We start from the raw sequence: 16,758 nt of genomic DNA on the forward strand, positions 1-16,758 counted from the left end.
GTCCGGCCCCCACGCCCGTGCGCGGCCCCGGGTCCGTGAGCGCGCAGCGCGCAACCCGGGTAGGTTCACTCACGTCCACAGCGTCGTCGGAGGAAAGGCCCATGACCGCCGAGCACTCTTCACTCGAGCTCCGAGGCATCACCAAGCGCTTCGGTGCCCTCACCGCGAACGACCACATCGACCTCGAGGTCCGCGCGGGCGAGATCCACTGCCTCCTCGGCGAAAACGGCGCCGGCAAGTCGACGCTGATGAACGTCCTCTACGGGCTCTACCGGGCCGACGAGGGCGAGATCCTCCTCGACGGGCAGGTGCAGCGCTTCGCCGGCCCTGGCGACGCCATGCGCGCCGGCATCGGCATGGTGCACCAGCACTTCATGCTCATCCCCGTCTTCACCGTCGCCGAGAACGTCCTGCTCGGCCACGAGCGCGAGCTCGGCGGCCTCTCGGGCGCGAAGCAGAAGGTGCGCGAGATCTCGCAGCGCTTCGGCTTCGACATCGACCCGGATGCGCGCATCGAGGACCTGCCGGTCGGCGTCCAGCAGCGCGTCGAGATCATCAAGGCGCTCTCGCAGGACGCGAAGGTGCTCGTGTTCGACGAGCCCACCGCGGTGCTGACGCCGCAGGAGACCGACGAGCTCATGGCCGTCATGCAGCAGCTGCGCGGCGAGGGCCGCGCGATCGTCTTCATCACCCACAAGCTCCGCGAGGTCCGCGCGATCGCCGACCGCATCACCGTCATCCGCCTGGGCAGGGTCGTCGGCGAGGCGAGCCCGCAGTCGACGAGCACCGAGCTCGCGTCGATGATGGTCGGCCGCCCGGTCGAGCTGACCGTGCAGAAGGACCAGCCGGTGCTCACCGACAACCAGCTCGAGGTGCGCGGCCTCACGGTGCTCGACGCGATCGGCCAGAAGGTCGTCAACGACGTCTCGTTCACCGTGCAGGGCGGCGAGGTGCTCTGCATCGCCGGCGTCCAGGGCAACGGGCAGACCGAGCTCACCGAGGCCATCCTCGGCCTCCAGCACCGCGCCCGCGGCGCGATCCTGCTCAACGGCACCGACCTGCTCGGCCGCTCCGTGCGCGAGGTGCTCGACGCCGGCGTCGGCTTCGTGCCGGAGGACCGCAAGGTCGACGGCCTCGTCGGCGACTTCTCGGTCGCCGAGAACCTCATGCTCGACCGCTACCGCGGCGAGCCCTTCTCGAAGGCCGGCACCATCGACCGGGGTGCCCGCGATTCGTTCGCGGAGGAGAAGATGGGCGCCTTCGACGTGCGTGCGCAGGGCATCGAGACGCCCGTCGGCACCCTCTCCGGCGGCAACCAGCAGAAGGTCGTGCTCGCGCGCGAGCTCGGCCGCCCCCTCGCGCTCTTCGTCGCGTCGCAGCCCACCCGCGGCCTCGACGTCGGCTCGATCGAGTTCGTCCACAGCCAGATCATCGCGACGCGCGACGCGGGCATCCCCGTGATCGTCGTCTCCACCGAGCTCGACGAGGTGGTCGGCCTCGCCGACCGGATCGCGGTCATGTACCGCGGCGGCGTCGTCGGCATCGTGCCCTCGGACACGAGCCGCGACGTGCTCGGCCTCATGATGGCCGGCGAGCGCCCGGCAGACCACGCGGAAGGAGCCGCAGCGTGAGCGACCGCACGCCCGACGCCGACGACCCGATCGAGGCCGGCCACCGCCACCGCGACGGGGCGCCCGACTCCGACATCAACCCGACCGTCGTCCACGCCCCCGAGGTGGCCGAGGTCGCCGTCGCGGCGCCCGTCGCCACCACCGACGACCGGATCGTCGAGCAGGAGGACGTCTGGGGGAGCGCGTTCCGGCGCATCATGGGCGGCAACCTCGTCATGTCGGTGCTCGCGGTGCTCGCCTCCCTCGTGGTGGGCGGCATCCTCATCGCCGCGACCGACGAGCGCGTGCAGGAGACGAGCGGCTACTTCTTCGCCCGTCCCACCGACATGCTCAGCGCCGTGTGGGAGGCCGTCTTCGGCGCCTACTCCGCGCTCTTCCAGGGCTCGATCCTCAACGTCGCGCGCGCCGACGCCGGCTTCGCGCAGCTCATCAAGCCGCTCACCGACACGCTGAACTTCGCCACCCCCCTCATCGCCGCGGGCCTCGGCGTCGCGATCGCGTTCCGCGTGGGCCTGTTCAACATCGGCGGCCGCGGCCAGATGCTCTGGGCCGCCGCCGCGGCCGGGTGGGTGGGCTTCTCGTTCGAGCTCCCGCCCGTGCTGCACCTGCTCGTCGCGATCGCCGTCGGCATCCTCGCCGGCGCGATCTGGGGTGGCATCGCCGGCGCGCTCAAGGCGTTCACCGGCGCGCACGAGGTGATCGTCACGATCATGCTCAACTTCGTCGCGCTCTGGTTCATCACCTGGATGCTGCGCACGCCCGGCCTGCTGCAGGCGCCCGGCGGCAACAACCCGATCTCGCCGCGCATGCTCGACACGGCGGTGCTGCCGCCGATCTTCGGGCCGCCGTTCGTGCTGCACTGGGGCTTCGTGCTCTCGATCGCGGCCGTCGTCTTCGCCTGGTGGCTCATCGAGCGCTCGAGCCTCGGCTTCCAGTTCCGCGCCGTCGGCCTCAACCCGAACGCGGCGCTCAACGCCGGCATGGACGTCAAGCGCATCACGGTGCTCGCGATGCTCTTCGCGGGCGGCTTCATGGGCCTCGCCGGCGCGCAGCAGGTGACGGGCGCCGTCACCACCGGCTTCACCGCCGGCATCGACGCGGGCATCGGCTTCGACGCGATCACGGTCGCGCTGCTCGGCGGCTCGACGCCGTGGGGCACGCTCGCGGCCGGCCTGCTCTTCGGCGCGTTCAAGGCCGGCGGCTTCCGCATGCAGGCCGCCGAGGGCGTGCCGATCGACATCGTGCTCGTCGTGCAGTCCTTCATCGTGCTGTTCATCGCCGCGCCGCCGCTCGTGCGGGCCATGTTCGGCCTGCCGCAGCCCGGCAGGAAGTCGCGCCGCCAGCGCCGCGACGAGGCTGCGCTCGCGGCCCTCGAGGCCAAGGGCGCCGCGGCGAAGGCCGGCACGGCGCAGGATGCGCGCACCGAGCGGAAGGGGACGGGCGCATGACCACCCAGCAGCCCATCGACGCGCACACCCCTGCGCCGTCCGAGCCGGCCGCCCTCGAGCGCGCCGTCGTCAAGCACTGGAAGGCGCCGATCTCGTACGCGGTGATCACCGTCGTCGCGGCGATCCTCATGGTCGGCCTCGCGCGCGAGGGCGACGCCACGCTGCGCCTCGCGACCGCGAGCGACTTCATCCAGCTGCCGGACGCCGTCATGCCCGTGCGGGCCACGGGCGGCGTCGTCGTCCTGCTGCTCGCCGCGCTCACGGCGCTCTCGTTCTGGGCGACGGGCACGGCCCGCCGCCTCGGCGCGTGGCTGCCGATCGCGTTCGGCGTGCTCTTCGTCGTCGGCTTCCTCGTGTGGGCCGGCGCGGGCGCGATGATCCCGATCCCGGGCCTCCTCTTCGCGACGGTCGGTCTCTCGGTGCCGCTCATCTTCGGCGCCATGGGCGGCGTCATCTCGGAGCGCGCGGGCGTCGTCAACATCGCCATCGAGGCGCAGCTGCTCGGCGGCGCCTTCACCGGTGCGGTCGTCGCCTCGGCCACCGGCTCGACGATCGTCGGGGTGCTCGCGGCGATGGTCGCCTCGGTGCTCGTCTCGATGGTGCTCGCGGTGTTCGCGATCCGCTACTTGGTCGAGCAGGTCATCGTCGGCGTCGTGCTCAACGTGCTCGTCGCCGGCCTGACGAACTTCCTGTACTCGTCGGTGCTCACGGCCAACCCGGCGCTGAACTCGCCGACGAGACTGCCGCGCATCCGCATCCCCGGCCTCGCGGACATCCCGATCATCGGCCCGGCGATGTTCAACCAGACGATCATCGTCTACGCGATGTACCTCGTGGTGCCGCTCATCGCCTGGGGCCTGTTCAAGACGACGTGGGGCCTGCGCCTGCGCGCGATCGGCGAGCACCCGCTCGCCGCCGACACCGTCGGCATCCGCGTGAACCCGCTGCGCTTCTGGAACGTCTCGCTCGCGGGCGCGATCGCCGGCCTCGGCGGCGCGTACTTCACGCTCGACTCGAACGGCGCGTTCACGCGCGAGATGACGGCGGGCCTCGGCTACATCGCCCTCGCGGCCGTGATCTTCGGCCAGTGGCATCCGATCAAGGCGACGGCGGCGGCGCTGCTGTTCGGCTTCGCGTCGGCGCTGCAGCAGACGCTCGGCGCCATCGGCTCGCCCGTGCCGAGCGAGTTCATGCTCATGCTCCCGTACGTCATCACCATCCTCGCCGTGGCCGGCTTCATCGGCCAGTCGAGGCCGCCTGCCGCGAGCGGCAAGGCGTACATCAAGCAGTAGGGGAGGGCACCATGGCGGAGATCGACTGGGAGACCCTCCACGAGGCTGCGGTCGGCGCGGCCGCGAAGGCGTACGCGCCCTACTCGCGGTTCGCGGTCGGCGCCGCCGCGCTCGTCGACGACGGGCGCGTGGTGACGGGCGCGAACATCGAGAACGCCGCGTACGGCGTCACGCTGTGCGCGGAGTGCTCGCTCGTCTCCGAGCTCGTCATGGGCGGCGGCGGGAAGCTGGTCGCGTTCGCGTGCGTCGACGGCAACGGCGACCGGCTCATGCCGTGCGGCCGCTGCCGCCAGCTGCTGTTCGAGCACGCCGCCGAGGGCTGCCTGCTCGACACCGTGAGCGGCATCCGCACCATCGACGAGGTGCTGCCCGACGCGTTCGGGCCGCGCACGCTCGCGGCCTACGCCGAGACGCAGCGCCCGTAGCCCGCGCCCCGCACGCCCCATCCGCCGATCCGGCACCTGTGGTTGGGTCGAGGGGCCGGCGCACCACCACGAGTGCCGGATGGATCCCGCGGCCGATCGCGGCGGGGCAGCAGCAGAGAGGCAGGCGACCATGGCCGAGGCGTTCGACGTCGTCGACATCATCCGCACGAAGCGCGACCGGGGGACCCTCTCGACCGCGCAGATCGACTGGCTCGTCGACGCGTACACGCGCGGCTACGTCGAGGACCCGCAGATGGCGGCGCTCGCCATGGCGATCCTGCTGAACGGCATGGAGCGGCGCGAGATCCACGACCTGACGACCGCCATGATCGCCTCCGGCGAGCGGATGGACTTCTCGTCGCTCGAGGCGCCCACGGTCGACAAGCACTCGACCGGCGGCGTCGGCGACAAGATCACGCTGCCGCTCATGCCGCTCGTCGCGGCCTTCGGCGCCGCGGTGCCGCAGCTCTCCGGCCGCGGCCTCGGCCACACGGGCGGCACGCTCGACAAGCTCGAGTCGATCCCCGGCTGGCGCGCCGACCTCTCGAACGACGAGATGCTCGAGCAGCTCCGCACGGTCGGCGGCGTCGTCTGCGCCGCGGGCTCGGGCCTCGCGCCCGCCGACAAGCGGCTCTACGCGCTGCGCGACATCACCGGCACGGTCGAGGCGATCCCGCTCATCGCGTCGTCGATCATGTCGAAGAAGATCGCCGAGGGCACGGGTGCGCTCGTGCTCGACGTGAAGTTCGGCTCGGGCGCGTTCATGCAGGAGTTCGAGCGGGCGAAGGAGCTCGCCGAGACGATGGTGTCGCTCGGCCGCGACGCGGGCGTCGAGACGCGCGCGCTGCTCACGACGATGGACGTGCCGCTCGGCCTCGCGATCGGCAACGCCAACGAGGTGCGCGAGTCGGTCGAGGTGCTCGCCGGCGGCGGGCCCTCGGACGTGGTCGAGCTCACCGTCGCGCTCGCGCGCGAGATGCTCGACGCGGTCGGGAAGGGCGACGCCGACGTCGAGGCCGCGCTGCAGGACGGCCGCGCGGTGGACGTGTGGCGCCGCTTCGTGGTGGCGCAGGGCGGCGACCCGGATGCGGCCCTGCCGACCCCGAACGAGACGCACACCGTGGTCGCGGAGGCCGACGGCGTGCTCGCGCGCCAGGAGGCGCTGCCGTTCGGCGTCGCCGCGTGGCGGCTCGGCGCGGGCCGGGCCCGCGCGAGCGACCCGGTCGTGCACGCCGCCGGCATCGACCTCCACGTCAAGCCGGGCGACGCGGTGCGGAAGGGCGACCCGCTCTGGACCATCTCGGCCGACGACGCCACGCGCATCCCGCGCGCGCTCGAGGCGCTCGAGGGCGCCTGGGAGCTCGCGCCGGTCGGCACCGAGGTGCCCGTGCCGCCGATCGTGCGGGAGCGCATCGCCTGATGCGGCTGGCTGGGCGCTGCGGCGCGCCCGGCGGCCGCCGGGGCGCCGGGCGCCGGCAACCTCCCCGCAACCTGCGGCTTGTACGATCGACCCGCACCACTTCGCGATCGGACGATGGAGACGAGATGAGCCGCTACGAGGTCGACGGCGTCGACATCCAGAGCCTGCCCAAGGTCAGCCTCCACGACCACCTCGACGGCGGGCTGCGGCCCCAGACGATCGTCGAGCTGGCCGACGAGGTGGGCCTCGAGCTGCCGGCCGCCGACGGCCCCTCGCTCGGCGCGTGGTTCGCGCAGCGGTCGAACTCCGGCTCGCTGCCCGAGTACCTCACGACCTTCGACATCACGACCGCGGTGATGCAGACCGAGCACGGCCTGCACCGCGTCGCGAAGGAGTTCGTGCTCGACCTCGCCGAGGACGGCGTCATCTACGGCGAGATCCGCTGGGCGCCCGAGCAGCACCTGCAGCGCGGCCTCTCGCTCGACGCGGCCGTCGAGGCCGTCCAGGCGGGCATCGACGAGGCGATCGGGCTCGTCGAGACGCACGGCGGCAGCATCCGCGTGGGCCAGCTCATCAGCGCCATGCGCCACCTCGACCGCGGCGACGAGATCGCCGAGCTCGCGCTCCGGCACCGCGACGCGGGCGCCGTCGGCTTCGACATCGCAGGCCCCGAGGCGGGCTTCCCGGCCTCGCGCCTCGCCTCCGCCTTCGACATCCTCGCCAAGGCGCACTTCCCGGCGACGGTGCACGCGGGCGAGGGCGACGGCATCGAGTCGATCAAGGACGCGCTCTTCTCGGGCCGCGCCCTGCGCCTCGGCCACGGCACGCGCATCGCCGAGGACATCGCCGTCGAGGAGGAGTCGGACGACGCGATCGTCGTGCGCCTCGGCGAGACGGCCGAGTGGGTGAAGGACCGCCAGATCGCCCTCGAGGTGAGCCCGAGCTCCAACCTGCAGACCGGCACGATCGCGCAGTGGGGCGAGGAGCTCGCCGACCACCCCATCGACCTGCTGCTCCAGCTCGGCTTCGCGGTGACCGTGAACGTCGACAACCGCCTGCAGTCGGGCACCTCGCTCACGCGCGAGCTCGGGCTGCTGGTGGAGGCGTTCGAGTGGGATCTCGACGACCTCGAGCAGGTGCAGCAGAACGCGGCCGCCGCGGCCTTCTGCTCCTTCGAGGAGCGCGAGGCGCTCGCCGACGAGATCGCCGACGGGTTCGACCGCCTGCGATGACCCTGCCCCTCGACGACGCCTCCTTCTCGCCGGGGGTGCACGCCGCCGACTGGCGCGCCGCCGTGCGCGCGGCCGGCGTCGACCTCGTGCACGCGGGCGCGGTCGGCCGCGCCTACGTCGACGAGATGGTGCGGCAGATCGAGGACGCCGGCCCCTACTGCGTCGTCGCGCCCGGCGTGGCCGTGCCGCACGCGAAGGCGAGCGCCGTGGTGCGCCGCGACGCGCTCGCGATCGTCGTGCTCGACGAGCCGGTCGCGTTCGGGCACGCGCACCACGACCCGGTGCGGGTCGTGATCGGGCTCGCCGCGACGAGCCCGCGCGGGCACCTGCGCATCCTCGCCGAGCTCGCGAACGAGCTCGACCGCCCCGGCGTCATCGAGCGGCTCGTGGCCGCCGAGTCGCGCGAGGCGGCGGTGGCGGCGCTCGGCGCCTGAGCGGGCCGAACGCGGATCAGTCGGTCATCGGGCGCGCGGCGGTGCGCAGGTGCGAGCCGTCGGGCGCGTGGCCCGGGTCGTGGCCGGTCTCGACGATGCGGTTCGCGTCGTCGACGAACACCACCGAGGGGTGGAAGGCGCGCGCCTCCGCGTCGTCGAGCTGCGCGTAGGCGATGACGATGACGGTGTCGCCGACGTGCACGAGCCGCGCGGCCGCGCCGTTGACGCACAGGATGCCGGACCCGCGCTCGCCGGGGATCGCGTAGGTCGTGAGCCGCGCGCCGTTGTCGACGTCGACGATGTCGACCTGCTGGCCGGGCAGGATGTCGGCCGCGTCGAGGAGGTCCTCGTCGACCGTGAGCGAGCCCACGTAGTGCAGCTCCGCCTGCGTCACCGTCGCCCGGTGGATCTTGCCCTGCAGCATCGTGCGCAGCATCCGAAGGTCCCCTCTCGCCCGCCCCGGTCGGGCGGCTCCGGGGCTCAATCCTGCCACCGACGGCGAGGGCCGGGCTCCGCCCTGAGCGAAGGCCGGCCCCCGATCCCGGATGCGTCAGCCGAGCAGCGGCCGCACGGCCTCGGCGATCGCGTCGACCTTCTCCTGCGCCGCGCGCACCCGCTGGGCGGGGGAGCCCTCGTGCGAGACGGCGTCGATGTACACCTTCACCTTCGGCTCGGTGCCGGAGGGCCGCACCATGACGCGCGTGCCGTCGGCGAGCGCGAAGCGCAGGATGTCGCCGATCGACCCGTGCTCGGGCAGGGAGAGATCGTCGGCGGCGGTCACCGCGAGGCCCGCGAGCGAGGCGGGCGGCTCGGCGCGCAGCGCCGCCATGATCGCCGGGATGCGGGCGAGGTCGGTGACGCGCACCGACACCTGGCCCGACGCGAACGCCCCGAACTCGCCTGCGAGCGCCAGCAGCTCCTCGGCGAGCGACGAGCCGCGCTCGTGCAGATCGCCGGCGAGGGTGAGCACGCGCACGAGCGCCGAGATGCCGTCCTTGTCGCGCACGGTGCCGGGGTTCACGAGGTAGCCGAGGGCCTCCTCGTAGCCGTACACGAGGTCCGGCACGCGCGAGACCCACTTGAAGCCCGTGAGCGTCTGCACGAACTCCAGCCCATGCGCCTCGGCGATCGCGCCGAGGCCGGGGGAGGAGACGACGGATGCGGCGAGCACGCCGCGGCCGCGGGCCGAGCGGGCGGCGTCCCAGCCGAGCAGCAGCCCCACCTCGTTGCCGGTGAGCATCCGCCAGCCGCCGTCCTCCGGCACGGCGACCGCGAGGCGGTCGGCGTCGGGGTCGTTGGCGAGCACGAGGTCGGCGTCCTCCGCGGTCGCGAGCGCGAACGCGAGGTCGAGCGCGCCCGGCTCCTCGGGGTTCGGGAAGTCGACGGTGGGGAAGGCTGCGTCCGGCTGCGCCTGCTCGGGCACGGTCGTGACGGGCGGGAAGCCTGCGGCGTCGAGCACCGCCTCGACCGTCTCGAGGCCGACGCCGTGCATGGGCGTGTAGACCACGCGCGGGCCGCCCTCGTGGGCCGGCTGGCCGAGCGACGCGGTGGCGGCGACGTACGCCTCCCACACGCCCTCGCCCGCCGTCTCCACCTGGCCGCGCGGGTACTCCGAGACGGGCGTCGCCGCCGCGCGCTCGATGAGCGCCGCGATCTCGCCGTCGACGGGCGGCACGATCTGGCTGCCCTCGTCGTCGCCGCCGAGGTACACCTTGTAGCCGTTGTCGCCGGGCGGGTTGTGGCTCGCCGTCACCATGACGCCCGCGCTCGTGCCGAGGTGCCGCACCGCGAACGCGGTCACGGGCGTCGGCAGCAGGCGCGGCAGCAGGATGGCGCGCACGCCCGCGCCCGCGAAGACCTCGGCGGCGTCGCGCGCGAACACCTCGGAGCCGCGACGGCCGTCCCAGCCGATGACGATCGAGGGATGCGGCTCGCGCGCGAGCAGGAACGCGGCGAGGCCCGCGGAGGCCTGCTGCACCGTGACCCGGTTCATGCGGTTCGGGCCGGCGCCGATCGCGCCGCGCAGCCCGGCGGTGCCGAACTGCAGGCGCCCGCGGAACGCATCCGCGAGCTCCGCGACGGCCAGCTCGTCGCCGCCCTCGGCGGCCGCGATCGTCGCCTCGAGCTCGGCTCGCGTCTCCGCGTCGACGTCGGCCGCGGCCCAAGCGCGCGCGACCTCGACGGCGGAGCTCACGCGGCCTCCCCGATCGCGCCGACGACGTCGGCGAGCAGGCGCGAGATGCGGCCCTCGGCGGCCTGGCCGGCCTCGATGACCTCCTCGTGCGAGAGGGGCGTCGACTGGATGCCGGCGGCGAGGTTCGTGATGAGCGAGAGGCCGAGCACCTCCATGCCCGCCTCCCGGGCGGCGATCGCCTCGAGCGCCGTCGACATGCCGCAGATGTGGCCGCCGATCGCCTTGGCCATCTGGACCTCCGCCGGCGTCTCGTAGTGGGGCCCGCGGAACTGCACGTAGACGCCCTCGTCGAGCGAGGCGTCGACGGTGCGGGCGATGTCGCGGAGGCGCGGCGCGTAGAGGTCGGTGAGGTCGACGAAGGTGGCGCCCTCGAGCGGCGAGTCGGCGGTGAGGTTGATGTGGTCGCTGATGAGCACGGGCTGGCCGGGCTCCCAGCGGTCCTTGATGCCGCCGGCGCCGTTCGTGAGCACCATCACCTTGGCGCCCGCCGCGGCGGCGGTGCGCACCGAGTGCACGACCCGGCGCACGCCGTGGCCCTCGTAGTAGTGGGTGCGCGCGCCGATGACGAGGGCGCGGCGGCCGTCGTCGAGCAGGATCGAGCGGAGCGTGCCCACGTGGCCCTCGAGCGCGGGCTTCGAGAAGCCGGTCACGTCGGTGGCGGGGATCGTGTGGGTCGTCTCGCCGAGCAGGTCGGCGGCCTTCGCCCAGCCGGAGCCGAGCGTCAGCGCGATGTCGTGGCTCTCGACGCCGGTGATGCGGCGGATGTCGTCGGCGGCGGCGGCGGCGACGGCCTTCGGGTCGGCGGGGTGGTCGAGCGGGTGCGTCATGCCGCCCACTCTAGGCGGCGGGCGCCGGGCATCCGGGGCGGACGCGGCGGACTCGGCGGGCGGGATCCTGCCGCTCGCCTAGGCTCGATCGCATGGCCATCGGCGCGACGATCCACACCTTCGACGTGCAGCTCTCGGACGTCGACCGCGGCGTCTACGAGGAGCTGACGCTCAAGGTCGCCCAGCACCCCTCCGAGACGGCGCAGTTCATGGTCACGCGCGTGCTCGCCCTCTGCCTCGAGCACGAGGAGGGCATCGGCTTCGGCGACGGCCTCTCGGGCGGCGACGAGCCCGCCGTGCTCGCCCGCGACCTCACCGGCGCCCTCACGGCCTGGATCGAGATCGGCGCGCCCGAGGCCGAGCGGGTGCACCGCGGCAGCATGGCCGCCGATCGCACCGCCGTGTACACGCACCGCGACCCCGACAAGGTGGCCGGCCGCTGGGTCGGGAAGCGCATCCACCGCGCCGAGGATGTCCGGCTCGTCTCGTTCGACCCCGGCTTCGTCGAGGCGGTCGCGGATGCGGTGACGCGGCGCACGAGCATGTCGGTGTCGCGCACCGAGGGCACCCTCTACGTCGAGGTCAACGGCACGTCGCTCATGAGCGAGGTGCACGAGCGCACCGCGGGCTGACCGCTGGCGCCGCATCCCGTCAGGGTGCGGGATGATGGAGCGCGTGAGTGCATTCGAGCGCAGGCAGCGCGTGGTCATCATCGGCGGCGGTCCCGGCGGCTACGAGGCCGCGCTCGCGGGCGCGAGGCTCGGGGCCGACGTGACGCTCATCGAGCGCACGGGCGTCGGCGGCGCCGCGATCCTCACCGACGTCGTGCCCTCGAAGTCGCTCATCGCGACCGCCGAGTCGGCCGCCGCGATCCGCGACGCGAGCCAGCTCGGCGTGCAGTACTCGGTGCGGGGCGAGTCCGGGCGGCCGCAGCGGCCCGAGGTGAGCGTCAACCTCCGCGCCGTCAACCGTCGCCTGCTGTCGCTCGCGGCCAAGCAGTCGCTCGACATGAAGGCCGACCTCGAGAAGGCCGGCGTCACGATCGTGCAGGGCGAGGGCCGCCTCGAGGGCACGGGCCGCGTCGTCGTCTCCACCGGCAAGCAGGGCGCCGACTTCGACGAGTTCGAGGCCGACACGATCGTCGTCTCGGTCGGCGCGACGCCGCGCCAGCTGCCGAGCGCGATGCCCGACGGCGAGCGCATCCTCACCTGGACCCAGCTGTACGGCCTCGAGGAGGTGCCCGAGCACCTGATCGTCGTCGGCTCCGGCGTCACGGGCGCCGAGTTCGCGAGCGCCTACTCGCTCATCGGCGCCGAGGTCACGCTCGTCTCGAGCCGCGACCAGGTGCTGCCGGGCGAGGACACCGATGCGGCCGCGGTCATCGAGGACGTCTTCCGGCGCCAGGGCATGCATGTGCTCTCGAAGTCGCGCGCCGAGCGCGTCGAGCGCACGGAGTCCGGGGTCGTCGTGCACCTCACCGACGGCCGCACCGTCGAGGGCTCGCACTGCCTCATGGCCGTCGGCTCGATCCCGAACACCGCGGGCATCGGCCTCGCGGAGGCGGGCATCGAGATGGCGGAGTCCGGCCACATCCTCGTGAACCGCGTGGCCCGCACGAACCTCCCCAACGTCTACGCGGTCGGCGACTGCGCCGACGCGCTGCCGCTCGCGTCGGTCGCGTCGATGCAGGGCCGCACGGCGATGTTCCACGCGCTCGGCGACGCCGTGGACCCGATCTCGATGCGCACGGTCGCGTCGAACATCTTCACGCAGCCCGAGATCGCCACGGTCGGCTGGTCGCAGAAGCAGATCGAGGAGGGCGTCGCGCAGGGCGAGATCTACCGCATCGACCTCGCCACGAACGCCCGAGCGAAGATGATGGGCATCGAGGACGGCTTCGTGAAGCTCTTCGCCCGCACCGGCTCCGGCACGGTCATCGGCGGCGTCATCGTCGCCCCGAAGGCCTCCGAGCTCATCTACCCTGTGACGATCGCGATGGAGCACCGCCTGACGGTCGACCAGCTCGCGCGCGTCTTCCCGGTCTTCCCGTCGCTCACCGGCTCGATCGCCGACGCGGCGCGCGCGATGCACCGCGTCGACGAGGGCTGACGCCGCGCGCCGCGACCCACGCCTCCCGCTGCTGGACCCGATCCTGCGCCGTGGACCCGAAGGTTCGGGTCCAGCGCGCAGGATCGGGTCCTTTCGCGTGCGCATGTCGAATCGGGGAGGCCCTCCGCGTCTTCCATGCGAGACTGCGACCGACGCGGTCCCTGACGGAGAGGATGCGGCCATGGTCGACCAGTACATGTTCCTGATCGTCGAGCCCGACTGGGACTCGGACGCCTACCAGGGCGACAGCGACCGCATCGAGGCGGAGTTCCCCGAGTTCGTGGTGTTCGAGCGCCGCGTCGAGGAGCTCGGGGCGAGGATCGTCGGCGGCAACGCCCTGCAGTCGCGGAAGCACGGCGGCACCGTGCGCCCCGGCCGAGACGGTCGCGAGCTGGAGGACGCCGTGTGGACCGATGGCGCGAGCCTCGAGAGCGATGAGGTGATCACGGGCTTCTACCTCGTCGAGGCGGAGTCGGACGAGGTGGCGAAGCAGCTCGCCGTCGGCGTGCCCACGGGCGGCCACGTCGAGTCGCGCAAGGTGTTCGACTTCGGCGGTGGCCAGGAGGGCTGAGTCGGGTCCGAGGCGGGTGCCCCTGCCGGCGCCCGCCCACGGCCTCCTGACCCGTCCGGCCCGCGCGTGCCACGATGATCCCGTGCGCCCGGACGACGCCGCCTTCCGTGCCGCGTGGCCGAGCGTCGTGCGGCAGCTCGCCGCGCACACCGGCTCCGTCGACGCGGGGGAGGAGCTCGCCGCCGAGGCGGTCGCCCGCGCTGTGGCGCATCCGGAGCCCATCGACGACCTCGTCGCCTGGTGCACGACCGTCGGCCGGCGCATCCACCTCGACGCCGTGCGGCACGGCGCGGTCGAGCGCCGCGCGCTGCCGGAGCTCGCGCGGCGCCGCGGCGGGGCGACCGCGGCCGACGCCGAGGGGACGGAGGCGGGCGCCACAATCGACGACCGGCTCGCGCTCCTCCACGTCGCGTGCGATCCCGCGCTCGGCGCCGGCAGCCGGCTGGTGCTCGCGCTGCGCCTCGTGTGCGGGCTCGACACCGCCCGCATCGCCTGGCACCTCGGCATCGACCCGCGCGCCGCCTCCGCGCGCCTGACGCGGGCGAAGCGGCAGCTGGCCGAGGCCGCCGGCGCGTTCCGCGTGCCGGGGCCCGAGGAGCGCGCGGCGCGGATGCCCGACGTGCTCGAGTGCATCGCCGCCGTGCACGCCGTCGGGCAGCGCGACGCGATGCGGCCCGAGGGGCCCGCCGACGACCTCGGCCGCAGCGCCCTCACGCTCGCGACCGCGGCGGCGATCGACCGTCCGGGCGATCCGGAGGCCGCGGCGCTGCAGGCGGTCGTGCTGCTCGCGCTCGCCCGCCGGCCCGGCCGCTTCGACGCCGACGGCGCCGCGCTGCCGCTCGAGGAGGTCGACCGCACCCGGTGGGATCGCCGGCTGGCGCTCGCGGGACTCGAGCGCGCCGCCCAGACCGCCGGCAGCGGCGGGCGCTTCGCGCTCGAGGCCTCGATCGCGGCGCTCCACGTCGTGGCGCGCCGCGCCGACGGGACCGACTGGCGCGCGATCGCTGAGCTGCACGAGCGGCTCGTGGCGCTGCGCCCGACGCCGGCCGCGCGGGTCGCCGCCGCGATCGCCCGCGGCCGGGTGGCGCTCGGATCCGGCGCGACCGGTCCCGGCGACGGCGCGCGCGACGAGGCCGCGCTCGACGAGGTCGCGGCGGCGCTCGCGGCGCTCGAGCACGACGGGCCGTCCGCCTCGCGGCGCGACGCGAGCCTCGCGCTCGCGGACCTCGACTGGCAGCGCGGCCGCCGTGCCGAGGCCGCCGCGCGCTACGCGGCGCTCGAGCCGCTCCTGCGGGCGCCGCTCGCCGCCTTCGTCCGCCGCCGCATCCGCGACGCCTGACCCCGCGGGCGCAGCGCCTACCCGGCGGCCGGCTCGATCGTGACGAGCGGGTGGCCCGACGGCACGGTCTGGCCGACGGGCGCGTCGACGAACGTGACGGTGCCGTCGATGGGCGCCTGCAGCGGCTGCTCCATCTTCATCGCCTCGAGCACGACGAGCAGGTCGCCGGCGACGACCCGGTCGCCCTCCGCGACGGCCGCCTTCACGACGGTCGCCTGCATCGGCGAGACGATCGCGCCGCTCGCGGCGCCCGAGATCGCGGCGCGGGTGCGGCGCGGGGCAGGGCCCTTCGCGTCCTTCGCGTCCGAGAACAGGCGCTTCGGCATCGACACCGCGATGCGCTTGCCGTCGGCCTCGACGACGACCGTGCGCCGCGCCTCCGGGCCGCCGAGCTCGCCCGGCTCGCCCGCCCACGCGGGGATGTCGTTGTCGAACTCGGTCTCGATCCACGAGGTGTAGACCTGGAACGGCTCGCCACCCTCGGGCGCGAACGCCGGGTGGTCGACGATGCGGCGGTGGAAGGGGAGCACGGTCGGCAGGCCGTCGACCTCGAACTCGGCGAGCGCGCGGCGCGAGCGCTCGAGCGCCTCCTCGCGGGTGCGGCCCGTCACGATGAGCTTCGCGAGCATCGAGTCGAAGTTGCCGCCGATGACGTCGCCGGCGACGACGCCGGAGTCGACGCGGATGCCGGGTCCCGACGGTGCGCGGTAGATGCGCACGGGGCCGGGCTGCGGCATGAAGCCGGTGCCCGGGTCCTCGCCGTTGATGCGGAACTCGATGGAGTGGCCTGCTACCCGGGGGTCGTCGTAGCCGAGCGCCTCGCCCTCGGCGATGCGGAACTGCTCGCGCACGAGGTCGATGCCGGTGACCTCCTCGGAGACCGGGTGCTCGACCTGCAGGCGCGTGTTCACCTCGAGGAACGAGATGGTGCCGTCGGCGCCGATGAGGAACTCGCAGGTGCCGGCGCCGACGTACTCCGCGGCGCGCAGGATCTCCTTCGAGGCGCGGCGGAGCTCGGCCTCCTGCTCGGGCGTGACGAAGGGCGCGGGCGCCTCCTCGACGAGCTTCTGGTGGCGGCGCTGCAGCGAGCAGTCGCGGGTGGAGACGACGACGACGTTCCCGTGGGCGTCGGCGAGGCACTGGGTCTCGACGTGGCGCGGCTTGTCGAGGTACTTCTCGACGAAGCACTCGCCGCGGCCGAAGGCGGCGATCGCCTCGCGGGTCGCGGAGTCGAACTGCTGCGCGACCTCCTCGCGGGTGCGGGCGACCTTGAGGCCTCGGCCGCCGCCGCCGAACGCCGCCTTGATCGCGACCGGCAGGCCGTGCTGGTCGACGAACTCGAGCACCTCGTCGGCGCCCTCGACGGGGTTGATCGTGCCGGGCGCGAGGGGCGCGCCGACCGACTCGGCGATGTGGCGGGCCGAGACCTTGTCGCCGAGCTGCTCGATGGCCTCGGGGCTCGGGCCGATCCAGATGATGCCGGCGCCGATGACGGCGCGGGCGAAGTCGGCGTTCTCGGCGAGGAAGCCGTAGCCGGGGTGCACGGCGTCGGCGCCCGAGCGGCGGGCGACCGAGAGGATCTTGTCGATGCGCAGGTAGCTCTCTGCGCTCGTGGCGCCGCCCAGCGCATAGGCCTCGTCGGCGAGCTGCACGTGCTGCGCATCGCGGTCCGGCTCCGCGTACACGGCGACCGAGCCGATGCCCGCATCCTTGGCGGCGCGGATGATGCGGACGGCGATCTCGCCGCGGTTGGCGATGAGGACCTTCGTGATGCGGGGCATGGTTCCTCAGCCTAGGCGGCGGAGGGTGCGCCGCTCGGCAATCACCTCCACAGGA

15 protein-coding genes are annotated in these 16,758 nt (G+C 73.7%); 11 read left to right on the plus strand and 4 right to left on the minus strand.

Annotation, left to right across the window (positions count from 1 at the left end):
* Positions 1 to 101: 101 nt before the first annotated feature.
* From IEW90_RS03895 to IEW90_RS03925, 7 genes are all read left to right on the plus strand, one after another.
* The gene (locus IEW90_RS03895) at positions 102 to 1,631 is read left to right on the plus strand and encodes an ABC transporter ATP-binding protein (RefSeq protein WP_188716235.1); all 1,530 of its coding nucleotides are present in this window, start codon (positions 102 to 104) and stop codon (positions 1,629 to 1,631) included.
* Positions 1,628 to 3,079, plus strand: coding sequence for an ABC transporter permease (locus IEW90_RS03900; protein WP_229679474.1), 1,452 nt, complete (start codon positions 1,628 to 1,630; stop codon positions 3,077 to 3,079). Before IEW90_RS03895 ends, IEW90_RS03900 begins: the two co-directional genes overlap by 4 nt.
* Positions 3,076 to 4,371: an ABC transporter permease gene (locus IEW90_RS03905; protein ID WP_188716237.1), complete on the plus strand. Its 1,296-nt coding sequence runs from the start codon at positions 3,076 to 3,078 to the stop codon at positions 4,369 to 4,371. Before IEW90_RS03900 ends, IEW90_RS03905 begins: the two co-directional genes overlap by 4 nt.
* Before the next feature lie 11 nt (positions 4,372 to 4,382).
* A complete protein-coding gene (locus IEW90_RS03910; protein WP_188716239.1) occupies positions 4,383 to 4,796 on the plus strand; it encodes a cytidine deaminase in 414 nt (137 codons plus the stop codon).
* A 130-nt stretch (positions 4,797 to 4,926) separates the two neighbouring features.
* Positions 4,927 to 6,216 (plus strand): thymidine phosphorylase, encoded by a 1,290-nt coding sequence (locus IEW90_RS03915; protein WP_188716241.1) that lies wholly within the window; start codon positions 4,927 to 4,929, stop codon positions 6,214 to 6,216.
* A gap of 125 nt (positions 6,217 to 6,341) precedes the next feature.
* The gene (locus IEW90_RS03920) at positions 6,342 to 7,448 is read left to right on the plus strand and encodes an adenosine deaminase (protein WP_188716244.1); all 1,107 of its coding nucleotides are present in this window, start codon (positions 6,342 to 6,344) and stop codon (positions 7,446 to 7,448) included.
* The gene (locus tag IEW90_RS03925) at positions 7,445 to 7,882 is read left to right on the plus strand and encodes a PTS sugar transporter subunit IIA (protein ID WP_188716246.1); all 438 of its coding nucleotides are present in this window, start codon (positions 7,445 to 7,447) and stop codon (positions 7,880 to 7,882) included. Before IEW90_RS03920 ends, IEW90_RS03925 begins: the two co-directional genes overlap by 4 nt.
* A gap of 16 nt (positions 7,883 to 7,898) precedes the next feature.
* Here the strand turns inward: IEW90_RS03925 and panD are convergent, their stop codons facing one another.
* The 3 genes from panD to IEW90_RS03940 all read right to left on the minus strand — a co-directional run bounded on the left by panD (position 7,899) and on the right by IEW90_RS03940 (position 10,903).
* On the minus strand, positions 7,899 to 8,318 hold the full coding sequence (gene panD, locus IEW90_RS03930; protein ID WP_188716248.1) for an aspartate 1-decarboxylase: 420 nt from the start codon (positions 8,316 to 8,318) through the stop codon (positions 7,899 to 7,901).
* Between the two features lie 114 nt (positions 8,319 to 8,432).
* On the minus strand, positions 8,433 to 10,076 hold the full coding sequence (locus IEW90_RS03935) for a phospho-sugar mutase (protein WP_188716250.1): 1,644 nt from the start codon (positions 10,074 to 10,076) through the stop codon (positions 8,433 to 8,435).
* A complete protein-coding gene (locus IEW90_RS03940; protein ID WP_188716253.1) occupies positions 10,073 to 10,903 on the minus strand; it encodes a purine-nucleoside phosphorylase in 831 nt (276 codons plus the stop codon). The genes IEW90_RS03935 and IEW90_RS03940 overlap by 4 nt, the downstream gene beginning before the upstream one ends.
* Before the next feature lie 92 nt (positions 10,904 to 10,995).
* Between IEW90_RS03940 and IEW90_RS03945 the strand changes: the two genes are divergently transcribed.
* From IEW90_RS03945 to IEW90_RS03960, 4 genes are all read left to right on the plus strand, one after another.
* Entirely contained in the window at positions 10,996 to 11,535 is a 540-nt protein-coding gene (locus tag IEW90_RS03945; protein ID WP_188716255.1) for a YaeQ family protein, read from the plus strand.
* A 34-nt stretch (positions 11,536 to 11,569) separates the two neighbouring features.
* Positions 11,570 to 13,012 (plus strand): NAD(P)H-quinone dehydrogenase, encoded by a 1,443-nt coding sequence (locus IEW90_RS03950; protein WP_188718015.1) that lies wholly within the window; start codon positions 11,570 to 11,572, stop codon positions 13,010 to 13,012.
* Between the two features lie 181 nt (positions 13,013 to 13,193).
* A complete protein-coding gene (locus IEW90_RS03955; protein WP_188716257.1) occupies positions 13,194 to 13,583 on the plus strand; it encodes a YciI family protein in 390 nt (129 codons plus the stop codon).
* Between the two features lie 82 nt (positions 13,584 to 13,665).
* A complete protein-coding gene (locus IEW90_RS03960) occupies positions 13,666 to 14,922 on the plus strand; it encodes a DUF6596 domain-containing protein (protein ID WP_188716259.1) in 1,257 nt (418 codons plus the stop codon).
* Between the two features lie 17 nt (positions 14,923 to 14,939).
* Here IEW90_RS03960 and IEW90_RS03965 read toward each other — a convergent pair whose 3' ends face one another.
* Entirely contained in the window at positions 14,940 to 16,703 is a 1,764-nt protein-coding gene (locus IEW90_RS03965; protein ID WP_188716261.1) for an acetyl/propionyl/methylcrotonyl-CoA carboxylase subunit alpha, read from the minus strand.
* Positions 16,704 to 16,758 lie beyond the last annotated feature (55 nt).

It is taken from the genome of Agrococcus terreus (assembly GCF_014645235.1).
In the GTDB taxonomy this organism is placed as follows: Bacteria; Actinomycetota; Actinomycetes; order Actinomycetales; family Microbacteriaceae; genus Agrococcus; species Agrococcus terreus.

Excerpts from the sequence above, each read along its gene's own strand:
- IEW90_RS03895 (WP_188716235.1), top strand. The coding sequence starts at position 102 with ATGACCGCCGAGCACTCTTCACTCGAGCTCCGAGGCATCACCAAGCGC.
- IEW90_RS03905 (WP_188716237.1), top strand. The coding sequence starts at position 3,076 with ATGACCACCCAGCAGCCCATCGACGCGCACACCCCTGCGCCGTCCGAG.
- IEW90_RS03910 (WP_188716239.1), top strand. The coding sequence starts at position 4,383 with ATGGCGGAGATCGACTGGGAGACCCTCCACGAGGCTGCGGTCGGCGCG.
- IEW90_RS03915 (WP_188716241.1), top strand. The coding sequence starts at position 4,927 with ATGGCCGAGGCGTTCGACGTCGTCGACATCATCCGCACGAAGCGCGAC.
- IEW90_RS03920 (WP_188716244.1), top strand. The coding sequence starts at position 6,342 with ATGAGCCGCTACGAGGTCGACGGCGTCGACATCCAGAGCCTGCCCAAG.
- IEW90_RS03925 (WP_188716246.1), top strand. The coding sequence starts at position 7,445 with ATGACCCTGCCCCTCGACGACGCCTCCTTCTCGCCGGGGGTGCACGCC.
- panD (WP_188716248.1), bottom strand. The coding sequence starts at position 8,318 with ATGCTGCGCACGATGCTGCAGGGCAAGATCCACCGGGCGACGGTGACG.
- IEW90_RS03940 (WP_188716253.1), bottom strand. The coding sequence starts at position 10,903 with ATGACGCACCCGCTCGACCACCCCGCCGACCCGAAGGCCGTCGCCGCC.
- IEW90_RS03945 (WP_188716255.1), top strand. The coding sequence starts at position 10,996 with ATGGCCATCGGCGCGACGATCCACACCTTCGACGTGCAGCTCTCGGAC.
- IEW90_RS03950 (WP_188718015.1), top strand. The coding sequence starts at position 11,570 with ATGGAGCGCGTGAGTGCATTCGAGCGCAGGCAGCGCGTGGTCATCATC.
- IEW90_RS03955 (WP_188716257.1), top strand. The coding sequence starts at position 13,194 with ATGGTCGACCAGTACATGTTCCTGATCGTCGAGCCCGACTGGGACTCG.
- IEW90_RS03965 (WP_188716261.1), bottom strand. The coding sequence starts at position 16,703 with ATGCCCCGCATCACGAAGGTCCTCATCGCCAACCGCGGCGAGATCGCC.